The 24,687-nt window shown below is 65.1% G+C and carries 22 protein-coding genes and 1 pseudogene; 10 read left to right on the forward strand and 13 right to left on the reverse strand.

Going from position 1 to position 24,687, the window contains the following annotated elements:
• Positions 1-87 precede the first annotated feature (87 nt).
• From ACVIIV_RS04170 to ACVIIV_RS04180, 3 genes are all read right to left on the reverse strand, one after another.
• Positions 88-2,022 carry a propionyl-CoA synthetase gene (locus ACVIIV_RS04170; RefSeq protein ID WP_456743045.1) on the reverse strand — a complete coding sequence of 645 codons (1,935 nt, stop codon included), beginning with the start codon at positions 2,020-2,022 and terminating at the stop codon, positions 88-90.
• Between the two features lie 350 nt (positions 2,023-2,372).
• Entirely contained in the window at positions 2,373-3,764 is a 1,392-nt protein-coding gene (locus ACVIIV_RS04175) for a tetratricopeptide repeat protein (protein ID WP_456743046.1), read from the reverse strand.
• A gap of 136 nt (positions 3,765-3,900) precedes the next feature.
• Positions 3,901-4,659, reverse strand: coding sequence for a tetratricopeptide repeat protein (locus ACVIIV_RS04180; protein WP_456743047.1), 759 nt, complete (start codon positions 4,657-4,659; stop codon positions 3,901-3,903).
• A 94-nt stretch (positions 4,660-4,753) separates the two neighbouring features.
• Here ACVIIV_RS04180 and ACVIIV_RS04185 point away from each other — a divergent pair.
• Positions 4,754-6,381: pseudogene (locus ACVIIV_RS04185) on the forward strand (cation:proton antiporter).
• Positions 6,382-6,585: 204 nt separating this feature from the next.
• Positions 6,586-7,356, forward strand: a complete 771-nt coding sequence (locus ACVIIV_RS04190; protein ID WP_456743048.1) for a hypothetical protein — start codon at positions 6,586-6,588, stop codon at positions 7,354-7,356.
• A 185-nt stretch (positions 7,357-7,541) separates the two neighbouring features.
• Here ACVIIV_RS04190 and ACVIIV_RS04195 read toward each other — a convergent pair whose 3' ends face one another.
• The 5 genes from ACVIIV_RS04195 to ACVIIV_RS04215 all read right to left on the reverse strand — a co-directional run bounded on the left by ACVIIV_RS04195 (position 7,542) and on the right by ACVIIV_RS04215 (position 12,930).
• Complete coding sequence (locus tag ACVIIV_RS04195; protein WP_456743049.1) at positions 7,542-8,348, reverse strand: SDR family NAD(P)-dependent oxidoreductase; 807 nt, start codon at positions 8,346-8,348, stop codon at positions 7,542-7,544.
• Between the two features lie 58 nt (positions 8,349-8,406).
• The gene (locus ACVIIV_RS04200; RefSeq protein WP_456743050.1) at positions 8,407-8,820 is read right to left on the reverse strand and encodes a DUF1850 domain-containing protein; all 414 of its coding nucleotides are present in this window, start codon (positions 8,818-8,820) and stop codon (positions 8,407-8,409) included.
• Positions 8,781-10,892, reverse strand: a complete 2,112-nt coding sequence (locus ACVIIV_RS04205; protein WP_456743051.1) for a TRAP transporter permease — start codon at positions 10,890-10,892, stop codon at positions 8,781-8,783. The genes ACVIIV_RS04200 and ACVIIV_RS04205 overlap by 40 nt, the downstream gene beginning before the upstream one ends.
• Before the next feature lie 191 nt (positions 10,893-11,083).
• The gene (locus ACVIIV_RS04210) at positions 11,084-12,031 is read right to left on the reverse strand and encodes a TAXI family TRAP transporter solute-binding subunit (RefSeq protein ID WP_456743052.1); all 948 of its coding nucleotides are present in this window, start codon (positions 12,029-12,031) and stop codon (positions 11,084-11,086) included.
• A 419-nt stretch (positions 12,032-12,450) separates the two neighbouring features.
• On the reverse strand, positions 12,451-12,930 hold the full coding sequence (locus tag ACVIIV_RS04215) for a hypothetical protein (protein ID WP_456743053.1): 480 nt from the start codon (positions 12,928-12,930) through the stop codon (positions 12,451-12,453).
• Between the two features lie 194 nt (positions 12,931-13,124).
• Between ACVIIV_RS04215 and ACVIIV_RS04220 the strand changes: the two genes are divergently transcribed.
• Complete coding sequence (locus ACVIIV_RS04220; RefSeq protein ID WP_456743054.1) at positions 13,125-13,427, forward strand: hypothetical protein; 303 nt, start codon at positions 13,125-13,127, stop codon at positions 13,425-13,427.
• 217 nt (positions 13,428-13,644) lie between these two features.
• Positions 13,645-14,691, forward strand: a complete 1,047-nt coding sequence (locus ACVIIV_RS04225) for an IS110 family RNA-guided transposase (RefSeq protein WP_456743055.1) — start codon at positions 13,645-13,647, stop codon at positions 14,689-14,691.
• A gap of 325 nt (positions 14,692-15,016) precedes the next feature.
• Here the strand turns inward: ACVIIV_RS04225 and ACVIIV_RS04230 are convergent, their stop codons facing one another.
• Together ACVIIV_RS04230 and ACVIIV_RS04235 are read right to left on the reverse strand one after the other, a co-directional pair.
• Entirely contained in the window at positions 15,017-16,228 is a 1,212-nt protein-coding gene (locus ACVIIV_RS04230) for a hypothetical protein (protein ID WP_456743056.1), read from the reverse strand.
• A 56-nt stretch (positions 16,229-16,284) separates the two neighbouring features.
• Positions 16,285-16,911: an NUDIX hydrolase gene (locus ACVIIV_RS04235; protein WP_456748662.1), complete on the reverse strand. Its 627-nt coding sequence runs from the start codon at positions 16,909-16,911 to the stop codon at positions 16,285-16,287.
• Positions 16,912-16,979: 68 nt separating this feature from the next.
• Between ACVIIV_RS04235 and ACVIIV_RS04240 the strand changes: the two genes are divergently transcribed.
• The 6 genes from ACVIIV_RS04240 (at position 16,980) to ACVIIV_RS04265 (ending at position 21,798) form a co-directional block, all read left to right on the forward strand.
• Complete coding sequence (locus tag ACVIIV_RS04240) at positions 16,980-17,405, forward strand: PaaI family thioesterase (RefSeq protein WP_456743057.1); 426 nt, start codon at positions 16,980-16,982, stop codon at positions 17,403-17,405.
• A 180-nt stretch (positions 17,406-17,585) separates the two neighbouring features.
• On the forward strand, positions 17,586-18,608 hold the full coding sequence (locus ACVIIV_RS04245; protein ID WP_456743058.1) for an aldo/keto reductase: 1,023 nt from the start codon (positions 17,586-17,588) through the stop codon (positions 18,606-18,608).
• Between the two features lie 15 nt (positions 18,609-18,623).
• Positions 18,624-19,937 carry a tetratricopeptide repeat protein gene (locus tag ACVIIV_RS04250; protein WP_456743059.1) on the forward strand — a complete coding sequence of 438 codons (1,314 nt, stop codon included), beginning with the start codon at positions 18,624-18,626 and terminating at the stop codon, positions 19,935-19,937.
• A 202-nt stretch (positions 19,938-20,139) separates the two neighbouring features.
• Positions 20,140-20,718 carry a hypothetical protein gene (locus ACVIIV_RS04255; protein WP_456743060.1) on the forward strand — a complete coding sequence of 193 codons (579 nt, stop codon included), beginning with the start codon at positions 20,140-20,142 and terminating at the stop codon, positions 20,716-20,718.
• Between the two features lie 126 nt (positions 20,719-20,844).
• Positions 20,845-21,192, forward strand: a complete 348-nt coding sequence (locus tag ACVIIV_RS04260) for a DUF3088 domain-containing protein (RefSeq protein WP_456743061.1) — start codon at positions 20,845-20,847, stop codon at positions 21,190-21,192.
• Positions 21,193-21,486: 294 nt separating this feature from the next.
• On the forward strand, positions 21,487-21,798 hold the full coding sequence (locus ACVIIV_RS04265) for a hypothetical protein (RefSeq protein WP_456743062.1): 312 nt from the start codon (positions 21,487-21,489) through the stop codon (positions 21,796-21,798).
• A gap of 54 nt (positions 21,799-21,852) precedes the next feature.
• On the opposite strand, the gene ACVIIV_RS04270 is transcribed toward ACVIIV_RS04265, so the two are convergent.
• The 3 genes from ACVIIV_RS04270 to ACVIIV_RS04280 are packed head-to-tail and all read right to left on the reverse strand — an operon-like array spanning position 21,853 to position 24,523.
• Complete coding sequence (locus tag ACVIIV_RS04270; protein ID WP_456743063.1) at positions 21,853-23,124, reverse strand: flavin monoamine oxidase family protein; 1,272 nt, start codon at positions 23,122-23,124, stop codon at positions 21,853-21,855.
• A 9-nt stretch (positions 23,125-23,133) separates the two neighbouring features.
• On the reverse strand, positions 23,134-23,841 hold the full coding sequence (locus ACVIIV_RS04275) for a RibD family protein (RefSeq protein ID WP_456743064.1): 708 nt from the start codon (positions 23,839-23,841) through the stop codon (positions 23,134-23,136).
• Between the two features lie 19 nt (positions 23,842-23,860).
• Entirely contained in the window at positions 23,861-24,523 is a 663-nt protein-coding gene (locus tag ACVIIV_RS04280) for an FABP family protein (protein ID WP_456743065.1), read from the reverse strand.
• Positions 24,524-24,687 lie beyond the last annotated feature (164 nt).

Consider the following 24,687-nt stretch of genomic DNA (forward strand, 5'->3'; position numbering starts at 1 on the left):
TACTGGATCGCCCGCCTGCGCGGGCGATGACAGCGGAAGGTGGTGAGGCAGCGTTGCGTCTCACTGGCATCGCCGCCAGCGCAAACCTCACACCCTTCCCTTCAGCGCCTCCCCGATCTCGTCGAGCGCCTTGGGATCCTCGATCGTCGCCGGCATGGTCCAGGATTCGCCATCGGCGATCTTCTTGATGGTGCCGCGCAGGATCTTTCCGGAGCGCGTCTTGGGCAGGCGGCCGACGGTGATGGCGAGCTTGAAGGCGGCGACCGGCCCGAGCTTGTCGCGCACCAGTGCGACGATCTCCTTCTCGATCTCGGCAGGCGGGCGCTTCACGCCGGCCTTGAGCACCAGGAAGCCGCAGGGCACCTCGCCCTTGATCGCGTCCTTGACGCCGAGCACGGCACATTCGGCGACATCAGGATGCGAGGCCAAGATTTCCTCCATGCCGCCGGTGGAGAGCCGATGGCCGGCGACATTGATGATGTCGTCGGTGCGGCCCATGACGAACACATAGCCGTCCTCGTCCTTGTAGCCGGCATCAGAGGTTTTGTAATAGCCGGGGAATTCGCTGAGGTATGCCTCCTTGAAGCGCTCGTCCTGATTCCACAGCGTCGGCAGGCAGCCGGGCGGCATCGGCAGCTTGATGACGATCGAGCCCATGGTGTTGGGTCCGACCGGCTTTGCCGCTTCATCGACGACATCGACCTGATAGCCCGGCATCGGCACCGTCGGCGAGCCGTGCTTCACCGGCAGCATGCCGAGCCCGACCGGATTACCGGCGATGCACCAGCCGGTCTCGGTCTGCCACCAATGGTCGATCACCGGCACCTTCAGCTGCTGCTCCGCCCATTCCACCGTCGGCGGATCGGCGCGTTCGCCGGCGAGGAACAGCGTACGGAATTTGGAGAGATCGTATTGCCGGATGAACTTTCCTTCCGGATCCTCTTTCCGGATCGCGCGGAACGCGGTCGGCGCGGTGAAGAAGGCCACCGCCTTGTGCTCGGAGATCACGCGCCAGAACGCGCCGGCATCGGGCGTGCCGACCGGTTTGCCCTCGTACATGACCGACGTCGCGCCATGCAGCAGCGGCCCGTAGACGATGTAGCTGTGGCCGACCACCCAGCCGATGTCGGAGCCGCACCACCACACCTCGCCCGGCTTGACGCCATAGAGGTTGAACATCGACCATTTCACCGCGACGAGATGGCCGCCATTGTCGCGCACGACGCCCTTCGGCACGCCGGTCGTGCCGGAGGTATAGAGGATATAGAGCGGATCGGTGGCGGCGACAGGCACGCAAGCCGTGCTCTTGCCGTCGTTCAGCGCCTTGCGGCGCAGGCTCGCCCAGTCGTAGTCGCGGCTTGGCGTCATCTCGCAAGTGAGCTGCGGACGCTGCAGCACGATGCAGGCCTTCGGCTTGCTGCTAGCAAGCTTGATCGCCTCGTCGAGCAGCGGCTTGTACTGCACGATGCGGCCGGGCTCGATGCCGCAGCTGGCGGAAAGGATGAGCTTCGGCTGCGCATCGTCGATCCGCGTGGCGAGCTCTTTCGCGGCAAAGCCGCCGAACACCACGGAGTGAACCGCGCCGAGTCGCGCGCAGGCGAGCATCGCGACCACCGCCTCCGGCACCATCGGCATGTAGAGAATGACACGATCGCCCTTGCCGACACCGAAGTCCTGCATGATGGCAGCGAGCGCCTGGACCTCGTTCAGCAGTTCGGCATAGGTGAGCTTGGTGACCGAACCCGTCAGCGGCGAATCATGAATCAGCGCGACCTGGTCGGCGCGGCCGCGTTCGACATGGCGGTCGAGGGCGTTGTAGCAGGTGTTGACGACGCCGCCGGCAAACCAGCGGCCGTAGGTTCCTTGCGAGGGATCGAAGATCTTCGTCGGAGGCTCGATCCAGTCGATCTCCTTCGCCGCCTCGGCCCAGAAGCCTTCCGGATCGGCCAGCGAGCGCGCATGGACCTCATGATAACGACTTTTGCCGTCGACGTTTCCTTGGACGTTCCCTTGGACGTTCATTCCCGCGCTCCCGTGCCTTTATTCGCCTGGCCCTGACCCTTGTGGCAGGACAGGCGCCCCGCCATGACCAGGATCAATTGCCGGCCTTGTTGTGGGCTTATTTTCGCGGGAACGGGCCGCGGTTCAAGCTGAAAAGAATGGGCCTTTGGCGCATGTCCGCATCGGCGGTGCGCTCCCTCGCCCCGTTCTTACGGGGTCGCGACGAGCTTCGCTCGCGCTGAGAGGGCTGGGGTGAGGGGCTGCATCGGCAAACACGGTGAGAGATGAGGTCGCGGAGGTTCCCCTCACCCGGAATTTGCTCTCGCAAATTCCGGCCTCTCCCCGCACGCGGGAGAGGCGAAGGGCGCGCCTCAGCTCCCCATGGCATTCAACCGCTGCAAGCGCTCCTGCATGAGCTTCTTCAGATCATAGCCGGGGCGGCCGAAGCTTGCGTTGCGCGTCGTGAGGAACTCGCGCTGGGTCTTGCGGAGGTCGCCCGCGAAACGTCCCTTCGAAGCCCTCAGCACACGCTCATAGGTCTCGGCAATCTGGCGGTCGAGCACGCCAAGCTGCGGATCGGCGCAGATCACCTTCTCGACCTCGCGCTTCGCCGTGGCACAATCGAACGACGGACCGCTATCGTCGGCCGAGCGCGCATGCATCGGGCCCGCGGGCGCCGCGCCGAACTTCGCGATCTCGGCGATCATGCTGCGGCGGCCGTTCGCTGCATTCTCGTTGCCGGGATCCAGCTTGAGCGCCGTCTCATAATCGGCCAGGGCCTTCTTGCGCTCCCCCATCTTCTTGTAGAGCACGGCGCGGTTGTTGTAGGTCTTTGCGAAATTCGGATCGAGCTTCAGCGCAGCCTCGTAGTCGCTCAGCGCTGCCCCGAGCTCGCCCTTGAACTGGTAGGAATCGCCGCGGTTGGTCAGGAAGTTGGCGCGCTGCTCCCGCCGGATCGCCTGGTCGTAATCGGCAATCGCCTTGTCGTATTCGCCCATCGCAGCATAGGTCAGACCGCGGTTGTCGTAATACTCCGGCACCTTCGGATCGAGCCTGATCGCTTCGCCGTCATCGGCGACCGCCTTGTCGAGCTGCCCGAGCTTCTTATAGGCCGCACCGCGATTGGTGTAGGTGCGCGCGCGGCTCGGATCGAGCCGCAGCGCCTCGTCGAAATTCCTGATCGCCTTCTCGTTGTCGCCGCCGAGATAATAGGCGACGCCGCGGTCGGACCAGGCCTGCGCATCGTCCGGCTTCAGCTTGATCGCCCGGTCGTAATCGGCGAGCGCGCGGTCGAGCCGGCGCTGATTGGTGTAGACGACGCCGCGCAGCTCGTAAGCTTCCGCATCCTCTGGGTCGAGCTCGATCGCCTTGGTCAGATCCGCCGCGGCGCGATTGAGGTCGCCGCCGGCCTCGCGCAAGAGGTCGCCGCGCACGCGCCAGGCCTTTGCGTTCTTGCCGTCGAGCGCGATGGCGCGGTCCAGATCCCGCAGCGCCTGTGACTGGCCTCCGAGGGTTCGCACATTGGCTTCGGCGCGGACGACGAGGGCCGCGCTGCGATCGGAGGTCGGACTTGCGATCTGGTCGATGATGGCGCTGCACGCCGGGATCAACTCGGCCGGGTCAGCCTTGCTGCCCAGCACGCACTCGGCGCTCGCCGCGGCTGGGGCCGCGAGAGCAATACTCATTGCCGCGCCAAGGAAGAGGGCGCGAAGCGTGATTTTGGCAGGCGAAAGCGCTTGCGCGGAGGCTTGAGTGCCGCACATGACATAGGGCTCCGTGACGTCGGGTTCTCACCGTTGTCGCAGCTGGCAAGGGATGGGTTCAATTGGGGCTGTCAGGGGAGCACCGGCGCTTCTCTCCCTCGTCCCGCTTGCGGGCAGGCGGGGAGAGGCGAAGAGCTCAATACCCATCCACCCCGTTCAGCCGTTGCAAGCGCTCCTGCATCGCCTTCTTCAAGTCGTACCCCGGCCGGCCGAAATCGGCATTGCGGCGCGCGATGAATTCATCCTGCTCGCGCTGGAGCGCCTTCACTTCAGCCGCATTGCGCGCCCCCCGGATCGCACGGGCATTGGAGGCAAAAACCTCGCGGTCGAGATCGGCGAGCTCGCGATTGCCGCAGATCGCCGTTTCCACCGCGCGACGCGCTCGCGCGCAATTGAAGCTGGGTTTGCCGGCGACCGCCATCTGCGCGCCTATCCGCTCGATCTCGCGCGCCACCGCCTTGTGATTGGCCTTGGCCTTCGCGTGGTTGGGATCGATTCTGAGCGCGGCGCCGAAATCCTGCACCGCCTTGGGTTTGTCGCCCTTCTTCAGCCAGAGCTCGCCGCGCGCGTTGAAGATATCCGCAAGGCCCGGATCGAGCAGAAGCGCACGGCTGTCATCGGCGATGGCACGATCGACCTGATCGTGCCGCGCATAGAGCGCGCCGCGCGCGATAAGTGCCTTGATCAGGTCGCCCTTCGCCGTCTTCTCATTGTCGATCACGGCGGCGCAGGCGGTGGCTGCCTTGTCCATGTCGTCGGCCGCAGCCGCCGCGAGGCAGGGCGCGACATCGACCTGCGTCACGGCCACCGGCTCGCCGCCGGTCGCAGCATCGGCTGGGGCCAGCGAGAGTGCGTAGAGCAACCCGGCGCCGAACAGGTGAATGAGAAAACGCATGCTCGTTGCAGTCGGAGGTCTTGCCTTAAGGTCTTGTCTTAAGTTTTGTGTTGGGGCCGTACTATCCATCATATGGCCGGATTGGTGCTAGCTTGTGGCGCCGCTCAAACCGGCTTCAGGGATCATCGTGTCGACATTCGAATGGATCATTGCACTGCTGCTCGGCGCTGTTGCCTTATCGGCGCTGGCGCGGCGGATCAAGGTCCCCTACCCGACCTTTCTCGCCATCGGCGGCGCGCTGATCGCCTTCGTGCCGTCGAGTCCGACCTGGGCGCTGGAGCCGGACCTGGCCTTGGCCCTTTTTGTCGCACCGGTCCTGCTCGATGCCGCCTTCGACACCTCGCTGCGCGATTTGCGCAACAACTGGGTTCCGGTCTCGACCCTGGTCGTGGCCGCGGTCGGCCTGACCACTGCCGGCGTTGCCTTCGTCGCGCACCGGCTGATGCCCGACATGCCTTGGGCCGCTGCGGTTGCACTCGGCGCCATCGTGGCGCCGCCGGATGCCGCCGCCGCGGTCGCGATTCTGAGCCAGGTCAAGCTGCCCCACCGCATGGTGAAGGTGCTGGAGGGCGAAAGCCTTCTCAACGATGCGAGCGCGCTGCTGATCTATCGCATCGCCGTCGGCGCGGTCGCCACCGAACATCTGACCTGGAGCCAGGTCGCGCCGACCATGGCGCTGGCGCTGGTCGGCAGCGTCATCGCCGGCCTGCTCGCAGCCCGGATCATCGCGCCCATGATGGAACGCGTGACGGAAGCCCCGAGCGCGATCATCGTTCAGTTCGCCACCACCTTCATGATCTGGATCGGTGCCGAGCATCTCGGCCTGTCCGGCATCCTCACCATCGTGATCTACGCCATCGCCCTCGCGCGCACCGCGCCGGCGCGGATGCCGGCCCGGCTGCGGGTGCCGTCCTATGCGGTCTGGGAAACGACGGTGTTCGTGCTCAACGTGCTCGCCTTCATGCTGATCGGCATGCAGATGCGGCCGATCTGGACGCGGCTCGATGCCGACGTGCGCTGGGAATATTGCGTGGCTGCGGCCTGGATCCTGCTCACAGTGGTCCTGGTGCGCCTGTTCTGGGTGACGTTCTATCGCACGACGCTGCGCGTGCTGATGGCGCAAGGCCTCTACCATCCCAAGGATCCGAAGCAGGTGGCCTCGCCGAAAGGCGGCCTCATCATCTCCTGGTGCGGCATGCGCGGCCTCGTCACGCTCGCCACCGCCTTTGCGCTGCCGGAGAATTTTCCCTATCGCGACTTCATCGTCTTCATCGCCTTTGCGGTGGTGCTGGGGTCGCTGGTGATCCAGGGCCTGACGCTGCGGCCGCTGATCCTCGCCTTCGACCTCAAGGACGATGATCCCGTCGGCTGCGGCCGCTGATCCTCGCCTTCGACCTCAAGGACGATGATCCCGTCGGCATCGAGGTCGCCCGCGGGCGCGCGGTCGCCTATCGCGCCGCGCTCGATGCGATCGAGAGCGATCCGTCGGAGGAGGCGGAGATCCTGCGGCTCGAATATCGCGCCATCCTGATGCAGACCGAGACCGATCCGAACGGCGGCATCAGCAATGGCGAACTGCCCGCCGATCCCCTGCGCCGCCGCGCCATCGAAGCGGCGCGCAAGTCGATCTTCGATCTCCGCGCCACCGAGGTGATCGGCGACGACGCGTTTCACCGGCTTGAGGAGGAGCTCGATCGGGCAGAATTGAGCGCGGGCGGTTAACCTCCGCTGTCGTCCCGGACAAGCGCGCCCTAAGCGCGCGCCGATCCGGGACCCATAGCCACCAAATTCTGTTTGGCGAAGACTCGGAGTTGCCAGCGCGTGATACAACCAGGTCTTGTGGTTATGGGTCCCGGATCGGCGCTTACGCTTGTCCGGGACGACAGCGGGTTTGAACCAAACGCCGCCCCTCCAGACTCATCCCTGATGACGACCCTGATCGACGACCGTCGTGTACGCGCGCGTGATGCGTCGCCTGCACGATATTTTTATCTCCACATGGCCCTGGCCTGCGCGGCGACCGCCTTTCTCGGCTTCGCACCGACCTATTGGGTGCCGCTCGCCCAGCGGACCTTCTCCGCAAGCCCCGTGATTCACTTTCACGGATTGTTGTTCTTCACCTGGTCGATCTATTTCGTGCTCCAGACCTGGCTCGCGGCCTCCGGCCGCGTGATCAATCACCGTTCGCTCGGCATCGCCGGCGTATCGCTCGCGACTGCGATGACGATTTTCGGCTTCCTCGCCTCGGTGCACGTGATGCAGCATTCCGCCGCGCTGGGGCAGAAGGACGCCGGCATCGGCTTCTCGATCGTGCCGATGAGCGGAATTGCGTTCTTTGCGGTGGTGTTCGTGCTGGCGATCGTCAACACGCGCAAGCCCGAGATTCACAAGCGCCTGATGCTACTGGCGGCAGTCTCGATCCTCGATGCCGCGATTGCGCGCTGGTTCCTGACCTTCCTCGCGCCTCCCGGACCGCCCGGCCCGCCGCCGGTGCCCGTGACGATCGCGCCGGCCGTTGTCGCTTCCCTTCTGCTCGTCATCGCCATGGTGCGCGACTGGCGCACCGAAGGTCGCGTGCATCCGGTCTACATCTACGGCACGCTGGCGCTTTTGGCGGTGAAGGTGCTGAACTGGCCGATCAGCGAGACGGCAGCGTGGCACGCCTTTGCCGGCGGCATCCTGGCGCTGGCGCAGTAGGCAACCACAACTCCACCGTCGTATCGAGCATCAAATCCGTCACCCTGAGGTGGCCGCTTCTTCAGCGGCCCTCGAAGGGCGACGGCCCGGCTGCGGGCACCAGGGCCGTTCATCCTTCGAGGCTCGCAGCGCAGTGCATAGGCACTGCGCTACTCGCACCTCAGGATGACGGAACGAGAGCTGGATCAAGCTCCAGCCTTGCACGTGATCCCGCCGTCGACCACGAGCTCGATGCCCGTTACATATTTCGACTCGTCCGACGCCAGGAACAGCGCGGCGTTGGCGACGTCGAAGGCATCGCCCATGTGGCCCATCGGCACTTGCGCATCGCGTGCGCGCCACATCGCTTCCACATCGCCCTTGGCATAGCTGGCGGCGAGGCCGGCGGAATGCTCGACCATCGGCGTTTTCATCAGGCCGGGCAGGATCGCGTTGACGCGCACATGATGGCGCGCGAACTCGATCGCCGTGGTGCGCGTCATCTGGTTCATCGCCGCCTTCGAGGTGCCGTAGGTGACGTAGGAGATGCCCATGTGGCGGATCGAGGCGATCGAGGAGATGTTGATGATCGAGCCGCCGCCCTGCTTCACCATGACAGGGATGACGTGCTTCATGGCGAGATAGGCGCTCTTGAGGTTGACGCTGAAGACGCGGTCCCAGCTCTCCTCGCTCACCTCGACCACGCTGCCCATCTCGGCGATGCCGACATTGTTGTCGAGCACGTCGATGCGGCCATAGGCCTTCAGGCACGCCGCCACCATCGCCTCGATCTCACTGGCGCGCGAGACGTCGGCCGTGAACGCCATCGCCTTGCCGCCTTCGCCGGCGATGATCTTCGCGGTCTCCTCGGCCGCAGCACCATTGCGATCGACGCAAAACACCTGCGCGCCCTCGCGCGCAAAGGTCACCGCGGTCGCCTTGCCGTTGCCCCACCCCGGTCCGATCGAGCCGGCGCCCACCACCATCGCAACCTTGCCCTTGAGCCGATCCATCGTGTGTCTCCCGTGTTGTTGTTCTTTGTAGCCCGCATGGAGCGGAGCGCAATCCGGGCTACGGATCGTTGCAAATCTTCATCGTCGTGACGTTAGCACCAATGGGATGGCCGACAATCTCCGACAACGTCCGGCACGTCCCATCATGGCATAACCGCCATTCCCCGGCCGCACCGGAATTGCCAAGCACCACCTCCGGCATCGGCGCACGCTGCGGCCGCCATTGAAACCAGCCGTCGACGAGCCGCGCCTCGGCCGGCGGCTCCATGCCGGGGCCGGTGCCCTTGACGCGTGCCTGCACCAGTTCGAGCCCGGCAGGCGTGACGCGCCAGTCTTCCTGCCAGTCGACCTTCGCGATCGAATGCGTCCAAACAAGCGTGAACGCGGACAGCGCCAGCGCCTTCACGCCGACCGCAGTTGCGAAGCAGAGGCTCACGCCGCCTCGACCGCGGCCGGCTGACGCTGCCGCCATTGCCACAGCACGAGCGCCGCAGCGAGCACAAAGCCCGCGGTGTCGCTGAACGGGAATTCGCCGAGCAGACAGAACGCAGCGCCGAGTGCGACCAGACGCTCGACCGGCGTCAGTCGCGTGAACAGGAAGCCGATCGCGACCATACCGAACAGGGCGATCGCCACCAGCGCCTTCAAGGTCGCGAGCGCCACCGCGCCGTAGAAGCCGAGCTTGGCCGCCATGGGATCGCCGGCCTGCAGCATCAAGGCCGGCGAATAGACGAAGATGAAGGGGATGACATAGCCGGCGAGTGCGATGCGCATCGCCTCCCATCCGATCTTGTCCGGATTCTCCTTGGCGATCGGCGCCGCCGCGAGCGCGGCGAGCGCCACCGGCGGCGACAGGTCGGCCATGATGCCGTAATAGAACGCGAACATGTGGCTCGCGATCAGCGGCACGCCGAGCTTGGCGAGGGCCGGCGCGGCGAGCGCGGCGGTGATGATGTAGGTCGGGATGGTCGGGATGCCGGTGCCGAGCAGGATCGACAGCAGCATGGTCATGACCAGCGCCAGGAACAGGCTCTTCTCGCCGAGACTAATCACCCAGCCGCCGAAGATGGTGCCGACGCCGGTCTGCGACATCATGCCGATGATGACGCCGACGATGGCGCAGGCCATGCCGACGGTGATGGCGGATTTCGCGCTCTCGGCCAGCGCATCGCGGCACGCGCGCAACGCCGCAAAGCCGCCGCGCACGAAAGCAGTGATCACGATCAGCCCGACGACGACGGTCGCGACCGGCACGATCTGGAGGCCGTCGCGCGACAGTGCCGCGACGACGAGCGCGAGCCCGACCCAGAAGATGGTGCGGATCACGTTCGAGGAGGCGCCCGTCGTGATGGCGGTGCCGAGGATCAGCGTCACGGTGAGCGCAAGGCCCATGCTGCCGGCATAGAGCGGCGTAAAGCCTTCGAACAGCATGTAGACGAGAGCGGCGAGCGGCAGCACGAGGTACCAGCGTGTCACCAGCGCCTTCCAGGCGCTCGGGATCTCCGAGCGCTTCATGCCGACGAGGCCGTGCTTGCCGGCTTCCAGATGCACCATCCAGAACGCGGAAGCGAAATAGAGGATCGCGGGAATCGCCGCCGCCTTCACGATCTCCGAATATTGCACGCCGAGCGTCTCGGCCATGATGAAGGCGACCGCGCCCATCACCGGCGGCATGATCTGGCCGCCCATCGAGGCCGTCGCCTCGACGCCGGCCGCAAACGCGCGGCGGTAGCCGAACCTGATCATCAGCGGGATCGTGAACTGGCCGACGGTGACGACATTGGCGACGCCCGAACCGGAGATGGTGCCCATCATGCCCGAGGCGAACACCGCGACCTTGGCAGGTCCGCCGCGGGTGCGGCCGAACAGGCCGAGCGAGACGTCGGTGAACAGCTGGATCATGCCGGCGCGCTCCAGGAACGAGCCGAACAGGATGAACAGGAAGATGTAGGTTGCCGAAACGTAGATCGGCACGCCGTAAAAGCCCTCGGTGCCGAACGACAGATGCGTGATGATCTGGTCGAAATCATAGCCCCGATGGTTGAGCGGCGACGGCAGGTACTGGCCGAAGAACCAGTACAGCAGGCACGCGCCGCACATCAGCGGCAGCGCCGCGCCCATCAGGCGCCGCGTGCCCTCAAAGATCAGCACCGCGAGCACCGTGCCGACCACGAGGTCGAGCTTGGTCGGATCGCCGTCGCGGGCGATCAGGTCGGCGTAGAAGATCCACTGGTAGAGGCCGCAGAAGAAGCCGGCGCTGCCGATCACCCAGCCGAGCGCGCGGCCGAAATTGCTCTTCGCGGTGAAGTTGGCGATCAGGCCGAAAGTGAGCAGGAGCAGGAACCCGACATGGACGCCGCGCACCACCTGGCTCGGCAGATAGTTGAAGGCGGCGACATAGAGCTGGAAGGTCGCGAACGCGATGCCGATCCAGTAGGCGAGCTGGCCCCACCAGCCCGGGCCAAAGCCTTCCGGGAAGCCATGCTCGAAATTGTCGAACTCGACCTTGATAGGGGCCTCGGTGGCCTCTGGTTTTTCCAGCATCTCATTGGTCCTCAGCCTGTCCATGCCAGATAGCATTGGCACGGGCCCCCAAAAACGTCATGCCCGGGATTATCCCGGGCATCCACGAACATTCTCTCCGTCATTCCGGGGCGATGCGCAGCATCGAACCCGGAATCTCGAGATTCCGGGTTCGGCTCTGACGAGCCGCCCCGGAATGATGACCGAGCGACTTACTTGATCAGCCCTTTTTCCTTGTAATAGCGGATCGCGCCGGGATGCAGCGGAACCGGGCTGCCATTGGCCGCCGTCTCGAGCTTGATCTCCTTGCCGGCGGCATGCGCGTTGGCAAGCTCCGGCAACGATTCAAAGACCAGCTTGGTCATCTGATAGGCGAGATCGTCCGACACCGCCGAGCTGGTCACGAGGTAATTCACGACCGCCGCGGTCGGGACGTCCTTGTCCTGACCGGTATAGGTGTTGGCTGGAATGGTCGCAGAGATGAAGGGCGGGCCGATCTTGTCGACCGTCTCCTTGGGCACCGACACCACCGTGATCGGGCTCGAGGTCGACAGGTCCTTCAGCGAGGCGACGCCGAGGCCGGCCGATTGCAGCGTGGCGTTGAGCTGCCGGTTCTTCATGAGATCGACGGATTCGGCGAATGGCAGATATTCGACCTTGCCGAGATCCTTGTAGCTCATGCCGGCTGCACCGAGGATCGCGCGGGAATTCAGCTCGGTGCCCGACTTCGGCGCGCCGACCGACAGGCTCTTGCCCTTGAGATCGGCGAGCGTCTTGATGCCGGACTCGGCGGTCGCGACGATCTGGATGTAGTTCGGATAGATCGCGCCGATCGTGCGCAGCTTGTCGAGCTTGGTCTTGAAGCCCGCCTCCTCCTCGCCGTCCCAGGCCGCCTTCAGCGAATCGCCCAGCGTGAACGCCAGCTCGCCGCGGCCCTGCTGCAGCAGGATCAGGTTCTCGACCGACGCCTTGGTGGCCTGCACCTGCGTCTTCACGTTCGGAATCTTGTCGCCGTAGATCTTTCCGATCGCGACCCCGAGCGGATAGTAGACGCCCGAAGTGCCGCCGGTCAGCACGTTGATGAAGGATTGCGCATGCGCGCAAGGTGCCGACGCCGCCAGAGCAAGAGCCGCGGCCACGCCGAAAATCGTCCGTTTCATGGTTGTTGTACTCCCCAAACCGGCGGCGAAATTGGCCGGATGAGGGGGGCGGGTCAACCCATCCAAAAGGCAAAACAGGACTGCGGTAAATGGCCGTTCCGATTCGATCTTTGGGAACCGGATTGTGCGGCGAGGTGGCGCAGCGGGCGATGAGCGGCCTCATATGAGGATCGAACGCTCGTGCCGCAGGCTCGGTGCAGCCTTCCCCGCGTGCGGGAGAGGTCGGCATCGGCGGCCTCTGGCCGCCGTTCTGCAAGACGCCGATGCTTCGCATCGGCTATGGCGCCGGGTGAGGGCTCTTTCCTCTAGGGGGATTGTCCCAATGCGGGGAGACACCCTCTCCCCACCCCTCCCCCGCAGGCGGGGGAGGGAGCGCACCTCCTACGAGGCGGCGATTGAACGCCCCATCCCCAGCCCCCTCACTGGAACGTCATGTCCAGGCACTTGGAGATGTCGGAGCCGAGGCCGGAGGAGATGATGATGCAGCCGCGCACCTTCTGCGCGCCGACGTCGGCGGCCCACACCGAATAGCCGCCGGGGCCGAAGAACGAATTGGTGTTCGGCGGCTCGGTCTCGGTCGCGTCGAAATCATACTTCCCGTCGGTCTCGAAAATGCGCGGCTTCTTGATGCAGCCGCCGTCGGTCTGGACGTTGATGACCTCCTTGTTGTCGCGGGTCAGCGCCAGCGAGACCTGGCAGCGGAAATATTCCGAGGTCTTGGTGTTGAAGAGATAGGTGTAGGACTTGCAGGTCGCCGTGTTCAGCTTGCCTGGGGCAAGGCCGCGGCTGCACGAAATTCGCTGGTTGTGGCTGAGCTGGTAATCATCGGCCTGGGCTCCAGGCGCCAGCGCCGTCAGCGACACTACAGCAGCCCAGCAAAGCTTGATTACATGGCGCATCCGAATCATCCCTGCCAATAATTCTGTCGAGTTGCGTTCTAGACGGAAAGCGGAACATAGTCGCGAGGGGACGAAGGGAAAATCACAAGCTGCTGGGCAAGACGTGATGCGCTGCGGCGCTTTCGCAAATTGACCGGAAAATACCGTTCGTGATTTGTTCAGCCGGGCACGCCGAGGATGGGGAGGATGGAAACATGGCATTTTCAACGAAGACATTTGCAGTCGCAGCCGCGCTCGCGGCATTCGCAGCACCCGCATTGGCGCAAACCGGAGCGATGCCCTGGGAGCTCAAGCCTGACACGGGCTACGCCTACGACAAGGACGGCAAGACCTATTCCTACAAGATGGGCACCAGCAACGCTGGCGAGCTGCTGAAGGGCGCCAAGAAGGTGCCCAAGGGCACGCTGTTCTTCATCGGCCATAACGGCCAGCTCTACATGCGCAGCGGCCCGTATCTGGAAGGCGACGGCAAGTTCAAGTTCGGGCCGGATCAGTAGGTAGGAGGGCCGAGCCAAACACTCGCTGTCGTCCCGGACAAGCGAGCGAAGCGGAGCGCTGATCCGGGACCCATAACACAGGAAGATGTTGGGACGCGAGCTTTGCGTTGCCAAGTCTTCGCCAAACTTGATCCTGTGGTTGATGGTGTGGACGGCCCCCTACGGCATCAGTTGTGCCAGAATGAGGTTGTCACACACTCATTCACAGGAGCCGTCCGTGAGCCAGATTATCCGCATTGGGATGGATACGTCGAAGTATATTTTTCAACTCCATGGCGTTGATGCGTCAGAGCAGATGGTGCTGCGCAAACGGCTCAGCCGCAAGGCGATGCTGGAGTTCTTTGCCAAGCTGCCGCCGACGGTGATTGTGATCGAGGCTTGCGGGGCCGCGCACTACCTGGCGCGGGAGCTTGGCAGGCTCGGGCACACGGTCAAGCTGATCGCGCCGCAACTGGTCAAGCCGTACGTGCCGCGCAACAAGAACGACGGGCGCGATGCGGAGGGACTGTGTGAGGCGGCGAGCCGGCCGCGGATGCGCTATGTTCCGGTGAAGACGGCCGAACAGCAGGCAGCGCTGATGCTGCTGGGCGTACGCGAGCAATTGGTCGCGCGTCGCACCCAGCTCTCCAATACGATCCGCGGTCATGCGGCGGAGTTCGGTTTGATCGCAGCCAAGGGGCTGGACAAGCTCGCTGCGTTCCTGGCGGCGATCAAACAGGACGATCGCGTTCCAGCGCTGGCTCGCGAGCTGTTTGCGTTGCTCGCTCGCCAATATGACCAGGTGCAAGTCGAGCTGAAGGCGGTCGAGGCCAAGCTGCTGGCCTGGCATCGCGCCGATGCCTTGAGCCGGCGCCTAGCGCAGATCCCGGGGATTGGTCCGGTCACCGCCGCAGCGCTGGTCATGAAGGCGCCAGATCCGCACGCCTTCCGCTCGGGCCGGCTGTTCGCAGCCTGGCTCGGTCTGACCCCAAAGGACCATTCCACCGCCGGCAAGACCAGGCTCGGCAAGATTACCCGCGCCGGCGATGAGAGATTGCGTCAGCTGCTGGTGGTCGGAGCGACCTCGGTGGTCAAGCAAGCGACAGCGAAAGGCTCTGGCCCGCATTGGCTCGTCGAGCTCTTGAAGCGCAAGACACCGAAGCTTGCTGCGGTGGCACTCGCCAACAAGATGGCCCGCATCGCCTGGAAGCTGATGACGACTGGACAGGAATATGACAGCGCGCGGCTGGATGCCCGAGCCGACCAAACGGCAGCCGCCGCGTAGTTGAGAGATTCGGCCGACCGGCGGGTTCACCCACCGGCCGAACCGGAGCTGCAAGAGCAGAGGAGATGGTGCGATCGATCGACCGATGATGCGAGCAAATCCGTGGGACCCATTGGCCGATCAAGGTCGCGTGGTTGATTCGAGCTCGTGTCGCGGAAACCATCTTGGCCAGCGGTCTCACACGCCGAACCAACAGGCCGGACATATGGATGCAAGCGATCCGATCAAAACCTTCACAAAGCTCTTGTGCCACGGGGGCCGTCCACATATGGGTCCCGGATCGGCGCGCGCTTGTGGCGCGCTTGTCCGGGACGACACCGGATATTTAAAACGCCGCCGCCAGCTCCCTTGCGCCGGCTTTGCTGCTGTTCGAGTCCATGCGCTCATCCGTCACCGCCAGCAACTTCGCCACCGTGTTATGGCGGATCGCGACGGGGTTGCGCTCATAGCCGCTGCGCTGGAAGAAGTTCGAGGTCGGCACCCGCTCGCGCATCGCCTGCGGCATCGTCACCATGTCGAGGCCGGTGCCGTCGCCGGTGAGGTTCATCATCTCGAGCTCGGCCGCGGTGAGCGGACGGCTGTAACCCTTGGCGCGGGCGAACAGCACGGATGTCAGCAGCTTGTGGGTCTGCAGCATCGGCCCGATGTCGATGTCGAGCACCATCGCATGCATGGCCCAGCCCTGCGGCGTGTTGCCGATCTTCTCGTGCTCCGACCAGGTGTCGGGCACCGATTTCGCGTGCGCCACCATTTTTTTCAGGACAGCAAGCTTGTGCTCGAGCGCCTGGCGCGCCGGCCCCGACGTCCGCGCCACCTTGTCGGAGAGCGCACGAATGAGCTCATGGCCCTGCTCGGCGAGCAATTCGACGCTGTTGGTGGTCAAAAGCTGGTTGTAGCCCATCGCGGTCGAGATCGCGCGCTTGCCGCCGTGCTCGATGCCCGCCTGCACGTCGTAGCTACCGGTGCCGCCGGTTTCGAACGAATAGACCCGCACCGCCTGCTCGCGCGTGAGCCCTGAGGCCAGCGCGTAGCGCGCATAGGCGCGCTTGAACTCGAGCTCGCTGGACGGGCGTTGCGGCGTGAACTGATAGAGCTCCTGCGCCGCGCGCAGCAAATCGGCGACCACCGGAATGGGCTTTCGGGGCGGGCGCTCCGGCGTTTCCTCCGGCTCCGGGTTCACCGGCCGCTTCGGCCCGGTATAGAGCGGCGGATGCTCCAGCACGTAATCGTCGAGCGTGATCTGTTGTCCATTGCGCCGCTTGGCGTTGCGGGTCCTCCGCTTCTCGGAGATCTGGCTCCAATAGGCGCCGGCCTCGGCATCGAAGGCGGCGCGCGCGGCCTGATATTCCGCGAGCTTGCGGCGATATTCGAGCACGGCCGGGGAAGCCCCGCCTTGCGCAAAAAACTGTGATAACAGCTGAGCATTGGCATTGCTGACGGCGGACGGCAGCGCGTCGCCGCCGCGCGCGACCGGCGCGAGCAGCACGAGCGCGAATGGAACCAGCGTCAAGGCGCGTCGAATCGGTATGTGATGCATGCTGCCCTCTTAGCAGGCATCCGGTAACCGTCGCGTTAACGCGCCGTTTACCATCGTCACTTCCAGGCAAATACGGGCTGTTCCAAGTCGGTGACGCGCGTGTGCCGCCCCGCCAGCACCTCGCGGAACTGGTAGATCAGCGCCGCCGTCGGGGCGTGGATCAGGCTCATCTGGTGATGGAAGCGGATCACGCGGCGGCTGCTCTCGGGAATCGCGACGAAATCGAAAGCGTCCTCGCGTTCGATCGTGGCGAGCGCGATGCGATGGACGGACGCGACCTCGTCCGGGTTCGGTCTGATCGCGGCGCTATCGGCGACCCAGAGCACGACCGGCGTGATCAGATAGCCGGAGCGTGTCGGGTAATCGTCCAGCGTACCGAGCACATCCGTATTCGCGAGACGAAGGCCAAGCTCCTCGTCGAGCTCGCGCAGCGCCGCTTCGACCGGCGTCTCGCCGGGATCGCAGCGGCCGCCAGGCAGCGCCCATTGACCGCGATGGGCGCGCAGATGCGATGCCCGCAGCGTGAGCAGCAGCGCAGTGTCGTCGCCCTCGCTCGCGGTCAGCGCAACCGCCACCGCGGCGCGCTTCAGCGTCGCAGGCGCATCATCCTCCTGCAGGCGCGTGAAGGCTGCGCAGGCATCGGCGATATTCCGTCGTGTGGCATCGTCGAACGGTCTCATGATGCTTGACTACACTACGTCCGGCCTCGATGAAATGTGCTCGCAAGGCCCGCACAGGAACGGACGACGACATGACCAACAAGGCCGCCGCAAGGCTGAAATCCGACGGCTGGAGCATCCTGGAGACCACGGGCTTCCTGCACCTGATCGGCCCGTTGTGGGAGCGCAAGGTCGACGGCCAGTACGAGTTCGCACTCGCCACCGAAGACAAGCACCACAACCGCCGCGGCATGGTCCAGGGCGGCGTGATGATGACCTTTGCCGACCGCACCTGCGGCATGACCGCCCGCTACGTCTCCGGCAAGGAATACATGGCGACGGTCCAGCTCGACACTCACTTCGTGGAAGCCGGCCAGATCGGCGACATCCTGATCTCCCGTCCGCGCGTGGTGCGATCGACCCGCAGCCTGATCTTCATGAGCACGGAGGTGACGGTGGATGATCGCTGCATCGTGATGGCGAATGGCGTGTTCAAGATATTGAAGGGGGCGGGGTAGAGGGCGGTCAGCAAGCCGCCAACGCTGCACACCGCACCCACCGCCGTCATTGCGAGGAGCTCTTGCGACGAAGCAATCCAGCATCTCTCCGCGGATGCATCTCTGGATTGCTTCGCTGCGCTCGCAATGACGGAACCAGGCGGCTATGCTGCGCTCCATAAAGATATCGAGGACCCGCCCATGCAATACCGTCAGCTCGGCCGCAGCGGCCTGAAGGTGTCGCCGATCTGTCTCGGCACCATGATGTTCGGCGGGCCGACAGATGAGGCCGCGTCCAAGCGCATCATCGCGAAGGCGCACGATGCCGGGATCAATTTCATCGACACCGCCGACGCCTATTCGAAGGGAGGCTCCGAAGAGGTGGTGGGACGCGCCATCGCCAACGACCGTCACGCCTGGGTGCTCGCGACAAAGCTCGCAAATCCCATGAACAACGAATTGGGGGAGGATCCCAATCGCGGCGGGCTGTCGCGGCGCTGGGTGTTGCAGGCCGCCGACGAGAGCCTGAAGCGGCTCGGCACCGATCACGTCGACATCTATTACCTGCACAAGGAAGACCACGCGACGCCGCTGGAGGAGACGGTGCGCGCGATGGGTGACCTGATTCGGGCGGGCAAGGTGCGCTATTTCGGTGTCTCGAACTACCGCGCCTGGCGCGTCGCCGAGATCTGCAACATCTGCGACCGGCTCGGCATCGACCGGCCCGCAGTGAGCCAGCCCTACTATAACGCCATGAACCGCATGCCCGAGGTCGAGCACTTTCCCGCTTGTTCCTATTACGGTCTCGGCATCGTGCCTTATAGTCCCTTGGCGCGCGGCGTGCTCACCGGCAAGTACCAGCCCGATGCAGCCCCCGACAAGGAGACGCGCGCGGGCCGCAACGATACCCGCATGATGCAAACGGAATGGCGGCCGGAATCTCTCCAGCTCGCGCAGGAGATCAAGACGCACGCGGAGAAGAACGGCATCACCGCCGGCCAGTTCGCAGTCGCCTGGGTGCTGAACTCCGCCTTCGTCTCCTCGGTGATCGCCGGCCCCCGCACCGAGGAGCAATGGGACGGCTACATCCGCGCGCTCGGCTATCGTTTCACCGCGGAGGACGAGGCGCTGATCGACCGGCTGGTGACGCCAGGCCATCCCTCGACGCCCGGCTATAACGACCCGGCCTATCCGATCGAAGGCCGCCGCGCGCGGACGGCGTGAGAACGGGAGACCACGATGGCGCTTGAAGACCGCTACGGCCTGCCGCTCTCCACCACCTCGCACGAGGCAGCGTCCGCCTATCGAGAAGGCGTCGACCTCATGCTCGCGGGGTGGACCGGCACGGCGGAGACGCTAGAGCGCGCGATCGCGGCTGACCCGGATTTCGCGCTGGCCCATATCGCCCGCGGCCGCGTGCACGCCTTCTATCAGCAGGGCGATCTCGCCCGAGGCAAGGCGGCGCTGGCCCGCGAGCTGGCGGCCAAGCGCGGCACGGAGCGCGAGCGCTCGCATGTCGATACGCTGGCTCTTGCGATCGAAGGACGCCTGCCCGAGGCGATCGCAGCGACGCTGGAGCACATCGACGCATGGCCCCGCGACGCCGTGGTGCTGTCGCTGCCGCTCGGCGCGTTCGGCCTGTTCGCCTTCTCCGGCATGACAGACCACGATCGCGCCCGGCACGAGCTCTGCGAGCGCGTCGCGCAGCACTACGGCGAGGACTGGTGGTTCCTCACCATGTCAGGCTGGGCGATGACGGAGAATGGCGACGTCGCGCGCGGCCGCGCCATCACCGAGCGCGGCTTCAATCTGCGCCGGGCGAATGCCCATGCCGCGCATGCGGTGCTGCATGCGATGTTCGAGGACGGATCGATCGGCGCGGCCGATCGTCTCGTCGACGAATGGATCCCGACTTACGACCGCGCCGGAATCCTGCACGGCCATATCCGCTGGCATCAGGCGCTCGGCGCGCTCGAACATGGCGACGCCGCACGGGCGCTTGCGATCTATGCCGAGGTGCTTCGGCCCGCCGCGACGCAGGCGCCGCCACTCAACGTCATCACCGACAGCGCCTCCCTGCTCTGGCGCCTGTCTGCTTACGGCCACGCCGTGCCGAAGGCACTGTGGCTGGAAGCTGACACCGCCGCGCAAAAACTGTTTCCGAAGTCGAGCCTGTCCTTTGCCGACGTCCACATGGCGCTGTTCGCGGCCGCGACGCAGAATCGCGAAGCGCTCGCCGCCCGCCTTGCGGTGATCGAGCAGCGGCTCGCTGACGGTAAGCTGCCGGCCGGCCCCGTGGTGCCGGCGATCTTCCGGGCGCTCGCGGCTTTCGCCGATGAGGATTACGGGGCTTGCGTGCAGATGCTCGCGCCGGTCCTCGGCGACGTCGTGCGCATCGGCGGCAGCCATGCCCAGCGCGAGCTGATCGAGGACACCTTCATCGTCGCGCTCATGCGCGGCGGTGAGCTGCCCCGCGCCCGTGCCCTGCTGGACGCCCGCCTGCACCGCCGGCCGTCCCTGCGCGATACGCGCTGGCAGGCGGCAATAGGCTAGCTCCGCCACGAAAAAAACACCGCCCTGGTGGCATGTGCCCGGGCGGACGGGTTGGCGATTTGGACGAATCGTCGTCGGGGGTGACGCGGTGGTATTCCAGACCGGAATTGCACAACAAACGGGATCGCAACCAATTTACGGTTCGATGGTTATGGTGCGGAGCCTTTCCGCCGCAACGGCCTCCTGGCACATGAGCCCGACGATGCGCCTCTGCCGACCGGTCCTCGCCGCGTTGCTCGTGGCCTTGGCAAGTCCTTGTTTTGCCGAGACTTCCAAGCCTATTCCGGTCAACAACCCGCAGCTGCAGCAGAACGCCTTCATTGATCTGCTGGCGCTGATGTCCGGCCACTGCAAGACACTCAGGGTCGCGGGCCGCACCTTCCCGTGCAAGACGGTGGCCTATGCCCATGGCGACAAGGGCCGGGTCAATTTCGCGGTCGCGGTCGACGACCCCTCCGATGACAGCCACGTCGTGTCGTTCTCCGGCGAGAACGGCAAGCGCGCCGACGACAATTCCTACGAGCTGCCGATTGACCGCATGCTGCTCAACTCCAAGGACCGCCCCAGGGTCGACGGCCTGCCGGTGCCGGCCGAGCAGACCTCCACAGGTCTCTGCCGCCAGACCGGCAATTTTGCCGCCAGGAAGGTGAACGACGTCACCTGCTCGGCGACCGACAACGAGGGCCGAAAATACGAGCTCTTGTTCGTCTCCGACGGCTCGCCGGTCAGCGTGCGCCGCATCCGCCAGTCGGCACCGTCGATTCAGGACCCGTTCAAGTAGGCTCTCGCTCTGCCCGCTTGCGACAGGGCAGTCGCAAATGAACATTCACGAGAGCTCGTCATGCCCAGGCTTGTCACAACGTCATTGATTCCCCGGTGACATTGCCGCCGTGCTTCGGAGCGACTCATGACGCGCGATCGCCTGTTTCTGCTGCGTCCCGGGTTCGAGGATCCGGCCTTTCCCGGCCAATGCTTCTATTGCTGGCACTGCGCGCTGATCGAAGGCGTGCTGGCCTCGTTTCCGCAACTCGCCGAAAAGCTCGATGTCGAGCGGATTCCATGGCCGCGGCCACGGCAAGCCGTGATCGCGCTGGTTGGCGAAGAGAATCAGTCGCTGCCGCTGCTCGTGCTCGCGACTGGCGCGACCTCGCCGCATCAGACTGGCAGCCATCATGGCCGCGCCTTCATCGCAGACAAGGACGCGATCCTCGCTGCGCTCTCCGAGCGGCACGGCTTTCCCGATCCGCATCCGTGACAGCGTATCCGTAGCCCGGATGAGCGGAGCGACATCCGGGAATATTTCGGCAGATGAGTCCCGGATATCGCTTCGCTCATCCGGGCTACAGGCAAGACGAAGCGTGGGCGTGACATCCGGGCGATAACGAAGCGATGCCTCGGCATGCGACAATAGAACGCGCGCCCTTTGATCGTTCACAAACGTTAACGAGCGTTCATCGGAACTGATATCTGCGTCGTTTCGACGCCCGCACTGGCCGGAACGCGCGGGATGCTCATGTGTTGTCACACGACATTCAACTGGAGTGATGACATGAAATATCTCATTGCTGCGATCGCCCTCGGCGCGGCGGCGTTTGCCAGCGGATCGGCGGCGAACGCGGCCGGCAGCGTAAGCGCCAAGCAGACCGCGCAGGAAAGCCAATCCACCGACATCAGCGCGCACCGCAGGCACTACCGCTGGCATGGTCACCACCATCATTGGCGGCATCATCACGGCTATTACCGGCCCTATTACCGAAGCTACGGCTATTACCCGCGCCACGGCTATTACGGCGGCGGCCCCTATGGGTACTATGGCGGCGGCCCCGGCGTGACGTTCAGCTTCGGCGGCGGACGCTGGTAAGACACAGAGCTGAAGACACAAGACAAGAGGTCCGCAGAGATGCGGGCCTTTTTGTTATCCGTGCAAGATCGTCACCGCCGCCTCCAGGCCACTCGCGAGTGCCGCCTCGACAGTGCCCATGTCGCGGCCGCGATAGAGTGCTTCACCGGAAAACAGCACGCGCCCGTCGGCACGTGCGAGGATTGCCTGTGCCTCCCGCGTCCGCGGCGTCGCCCACGAATAGGCGCCGCGCGCGAAGCGATCATGTGCCCAGTTGATCGCGGCGGACGCCACCAGTTCGCGCGCGATGTGATCGCGCGGCAGGCCGAAGACGGCGGCGAGCGAGCCGAGCCCGGCATCGATCAATGCTTGCGGGTCGAGGCTTTCCAGCTCCGCCGTGCGCGGGCCGCCGAACCAGCCCGTGAGCACGGCATGCTGGCTCGGATATTGCGTCCACCACACCGGGATCGCCTGGTCGGACAAGAGGAAAGTCATGTTCGCGAGATTGTCGTTCCGCTCGCGCCACCACGGCCGCACGAAGCGCAGCAGGATCTTGATGACGTTGCCAAAGCCGATGTCGTCGGCAGCAGCGAGCTTCGCGCGCGTCCCCGCCGGCAGCGCGATCTCGCGCAGCAGCGGCAGCGGCACGGTGAGGATCACGCGATCGCAGGCGTGCACATCGCCGTCGGCGCAGCGAACGGTCACCGCGCCGCCCTCCTCCGCAATGGCCGACACGACGCTGCCGAGACGGATGGTGGCGCCGTGCCTGCGGCAGTCGGCGGCCAGCACGTCGATCATGGCGCCGTATCCGCCATCGATGCGCGCCTGCGGGGCGTGTCCGCCCTCCATCCATTCCGCGCGCAGCGCCAGAATGGACGCACGCTCAGGATCGGCCGCGTCATAACCCTCGACCATCCGCTCGATCGAATGGCGCATCGGCGCGTAGTCGTCCCCGGCGAAATGCCGGCGCAGGAAGTCGGCGACCGTGAGGTCGTCCTTCAGGTCCCCCAGCACGGCTTGAAGCTCCGCCTCATGGGGATCGAGGCGCTCCTCGCGGGAGAGCTTCGTCCCGTCAAAGCTCCACTGCTCACCTTCGATCTCCTGAAGCGACAGCCCGGCCTCGCGCACGAGGGCGCGCGTGACCGGCGCCTCGCCATGGACGAACTCAGCGCCGCCATCGGCGGGATAGCCGAACTCCGAGGCCGGCAGCGGATGGATGCGGCCGCCACAGCGCTGGCGCGCCTCCAGGATCGTCACTTTCCGGCCGGCGCGCGCCAGCTCGCGCGCAGCCATCAGGCCGGCCGCGCCGGCACCGACGATGACGATGTGCTCGGATGTATCGGACATGGCCGCGCCTTACCGGCTCACGGCTTGCGGATCGTTCTTGATCAAGTATCGCAGCAACAGGACGCCGCTGCCGAGCTGGCGCGTGCTCTCCAGCGTCATCGCGGTGATCGGCGCGCGCCGGTCGCTGTCCGCCTCCGTCGAGTCGAACACGAAGGGTGCGCCCTTTGCGCCGTCGATTGCGGGGCTGAGGATCAGATCGAATTCGTCGATGAGGCCAGCGCGCAGGAACGCGCCGTTGGCGACACCGCCGCCCTCGACCAGCAGACGCTTCACGCCGAGCTCATGGCTGAGAGTGTCCAGCGTCAGGACCAGGTCGATCTCGGATTTGCCGGCAAAGATGTAGGACACGCCCTCGCCGCGGAGGCCAGCGAGATGCGAATCCGGGACGTTCTCGGTCAGCACGACGACGATCGGATCGCCGCCGATTTCCGCGCGCCCCCAGCCGATCTTGCCCTGCGCATCGAGCACGACGCCATAGGTCTTCGCATCGCGTCGCGCAAACCAGTTTTCGCGCGGGAACGTTGCGTCCGTCGCGGGATAGGACTTGCCCTTGGCGAACTCCGACCCTGTGACGCGGCCGATCACCCAGGCATCGCCGCCGAGCTCATCATGGATCTTCTCGAACCAATCCGTGCCGGCACCCTTCGGACGCCAACGGCTGGGATGCGTGCGACCGTCCAGGCTGGAGTGCATCAGACAGATGACGTAGGGCTTCATGCAATTCTCCGGGCAACGCTCAGGCCGCCGATCCGCCGCGCCTGGCGCGATCGCCGACGATCACCGCCAGCGGATTGAGCTCTGGCGGCGCCACGAGCTGCAGCGTGTTGGAGTCGTGATGATTGAACGGCGCGCCGCGCACGAACAACTCGGTCTGGATCAGATAGGTCCAGCTGCCGTCGTCGTTGAAGGTAATGTCGCAGCGGTAAGCATCGGTGCGGAAGGCTTGTTCCAGAAAATCGGTCGAGCAGATCCCGTATGCGGTGTCGCCGCGCTTGGCCGCGACCGAGATTGTCCTGTCATCCGGCCCGGCCTTACCCGAGGCCAGCAGCACTTGCCCGCGCGGGATCGCCAGCGTCTGCATGATCAACCCGGTCGCCGGCTCCCACAGCCAGTAGCCGACCTGGTCGTGGAAGGTGATGTCTTCCTCGGGCGTGTTGATGTGGATGTGATAGCGCAGCCCGTACAGCAGCTGCGGCCCGTTGGCCTGCGGATCGATCGGGTCCATGCGGATGCGCTCGATGAAGGTTCGCCGCTCCGGCCCTTCCGCCTTCGGATTGACGTCGATGCCCTTGTCCGCCTGCCAGACGCCGGCGAGACGGCGGAGCGGGCCGAGATTGGCAAGTCCGTCGGGCAACACGTCCTCGGGCTCGGTGAAGATATCGGCGGGAATGGGGAGCATGGAGGCCTCGCGGGATTGTCGAGACCAGCAATATCACAGGCAGACGCGGCGTGAATTCAACTCATGCCTCTGACAAGCATTCGAGCCATGCGATGACGCTCGTTGCATCCCCTCCCGTCCCTCGCCGCGACAGCCAGCCGGCTGGCGCGGTTGCTGACGTTGCC

This window comes from Bradyrhizobium sp. USDA 4354 (assembly GCF_054060315.1).

Excerpts from the sequence above, each read along its gene's own strand:
- ACVIIV_RS04240 (WP_456743057.1), top strand. The coding sequence starts at position 16,980 with ATGACCAACAAGGCCGCCGCAAGGCTGAAATCCGACGGCTGGAGCATC.
- ACVIIV_RS04230 (WP_456743056.1), bottom strand. The coding sequence starts at position 16,228 with ATGCATCACATACCGATTCGACGCGCCTTGACGCTGGTTCCATTCGCG.
- ACVIIV_RS04205 (WP_456743051.1), bottom strand. The coding sequence starts at position 10,892 with ATGCTGGAAAAACCAGAGGCCACCGAGGCCCCTATCAAGGTCGAGTTC.
- ACVIIV_RS04280 (WP_456743065.1), bottom strand. The coding sequence starts at position 24,523 with ATGCTCCCCATTCCCGCCGATATCTTCACCGAGCCCGAGGACGTGTTG.
- ACVIIV_RS04250 (WP_456743059.1), top strand. The coding sequence starts at position 18,624 with ATGGCGCTTGAAGACCGCTACGGCCTGCCGCTCTCCACCACCTCGCAC.
- ACVIIV_RS04220 (WP_456743054.1), top strand. The coding sequence starts at position 13,125 with ATGGCATTTTCAACGAAGACATTTGCAGTCGCAGCCGCGCTCGCGGCA.
- ACVIIV_RS04210 (WP_456743052.1), bottom strand. The coding sequence starts at position 12,031 with ATGAAACGGACGATTTTCGGCGTGGCCGCGGCTCTTGCTCTGGCGGCG.
- ACVIIV_RS04215 (WP_456743053.1), bottom strand. The coding sequence starts at position 12,930 with ATGCGCCATGTAATCAAGCTTTGCTGGGCTGCTGTAGTGTCGCTGACG.
- ACVIIV_RS04270 (WP_456743063.1), bottom strand. The coding sequence starts at position 23,124 with ATGTCCGATACATCCGAGCACATCGTCATCGTCGGTGCCGGCGCGGCC.
- ACVIIV_RS04190 (WP_456743048.1), top strand. The coding sequence starts at position 6,586 with ATGACGACCCTGATCGACGACCGTCGTGTACGCGCGCGTGATGCGTCG.
- ACVIIV_RS04170 (WP_456743045.1), bottom strand. The coding sequence starts at position 2,022 with ATGAACGTCCAAGGGAACGTCCAAGGAAACGTCGACGGCAAAAGTCGT.
- ACVIIV_RS04255 (WP_456743060.1), top strand. The coding sequence starts at position 20,140 with ATGCGCCTCTGCCGACCGGTCCTCGCCGCGTTGCTCGTGGCCTTGGCA.
- ACVIIV_RS04180 (WP_456743047.1), bottom strand. The coding sequence starts at position 4,659 with ATGCGTTTTCTCATTCACCTGTTCGGCGCCGGGTTGCTCTACGCACTC.
- ACVIIV_RS04175 (WP_456743046.1), bottom strand. The coding sequence starts at position 3,764 with ATGTGCGGCACTCAAGCCTCCGCGCAAGCGCTTTCGCCTGCCAAAATC.
- ACVIIV_RS04200 (WP_456743050.1), bottom strand. The coding sequence starts at position 8,820 with ATGGCGGCAGCGTCAGCCGGCCGCGGTCGAGGCGGCGTGAGCCTCTGC.
- ACVIIV_RS04195 (WP_456743049.1), bottom strand. The coding sequence starts at position 8,348 with ATGGATCGGCTCAAGGGCAAGGTTGCGATGGTGGTGGGCGCCGGCTCG.
- ACVIIV_RS04265 (WP_456743062.1), top strand. The coding sequence starts at position 21,487 with ATGAAATATCTCATTGCTGCGATCGCCCTCGGCGCGGCGGCGTTTGCC.
- ACVIIV_RS04275 (WP_456743064.1), bottom strand. The coding sequence starts at position 23,841 with ATGAAGCCCTACGTCATCTGTCTGATGCACTCCAGCCTGGACGGTCGC.
- ACVIIV_RS04260 (WP_456743061.1), top strand. The coding sequence starts at position 20,845 with ATGACGCGCGATCGCCTGTTTCTGCTGCGTCCCGGGTTCGAGGATCCG.
- ACVIIV_RS04245 (WP_456743058.1), top strand. The coding sequence starts at position 17,586 with ATGCAATACCGTCAGCTCGGCCGCAGCGGCCTGAAGGTGTCGCCGATC.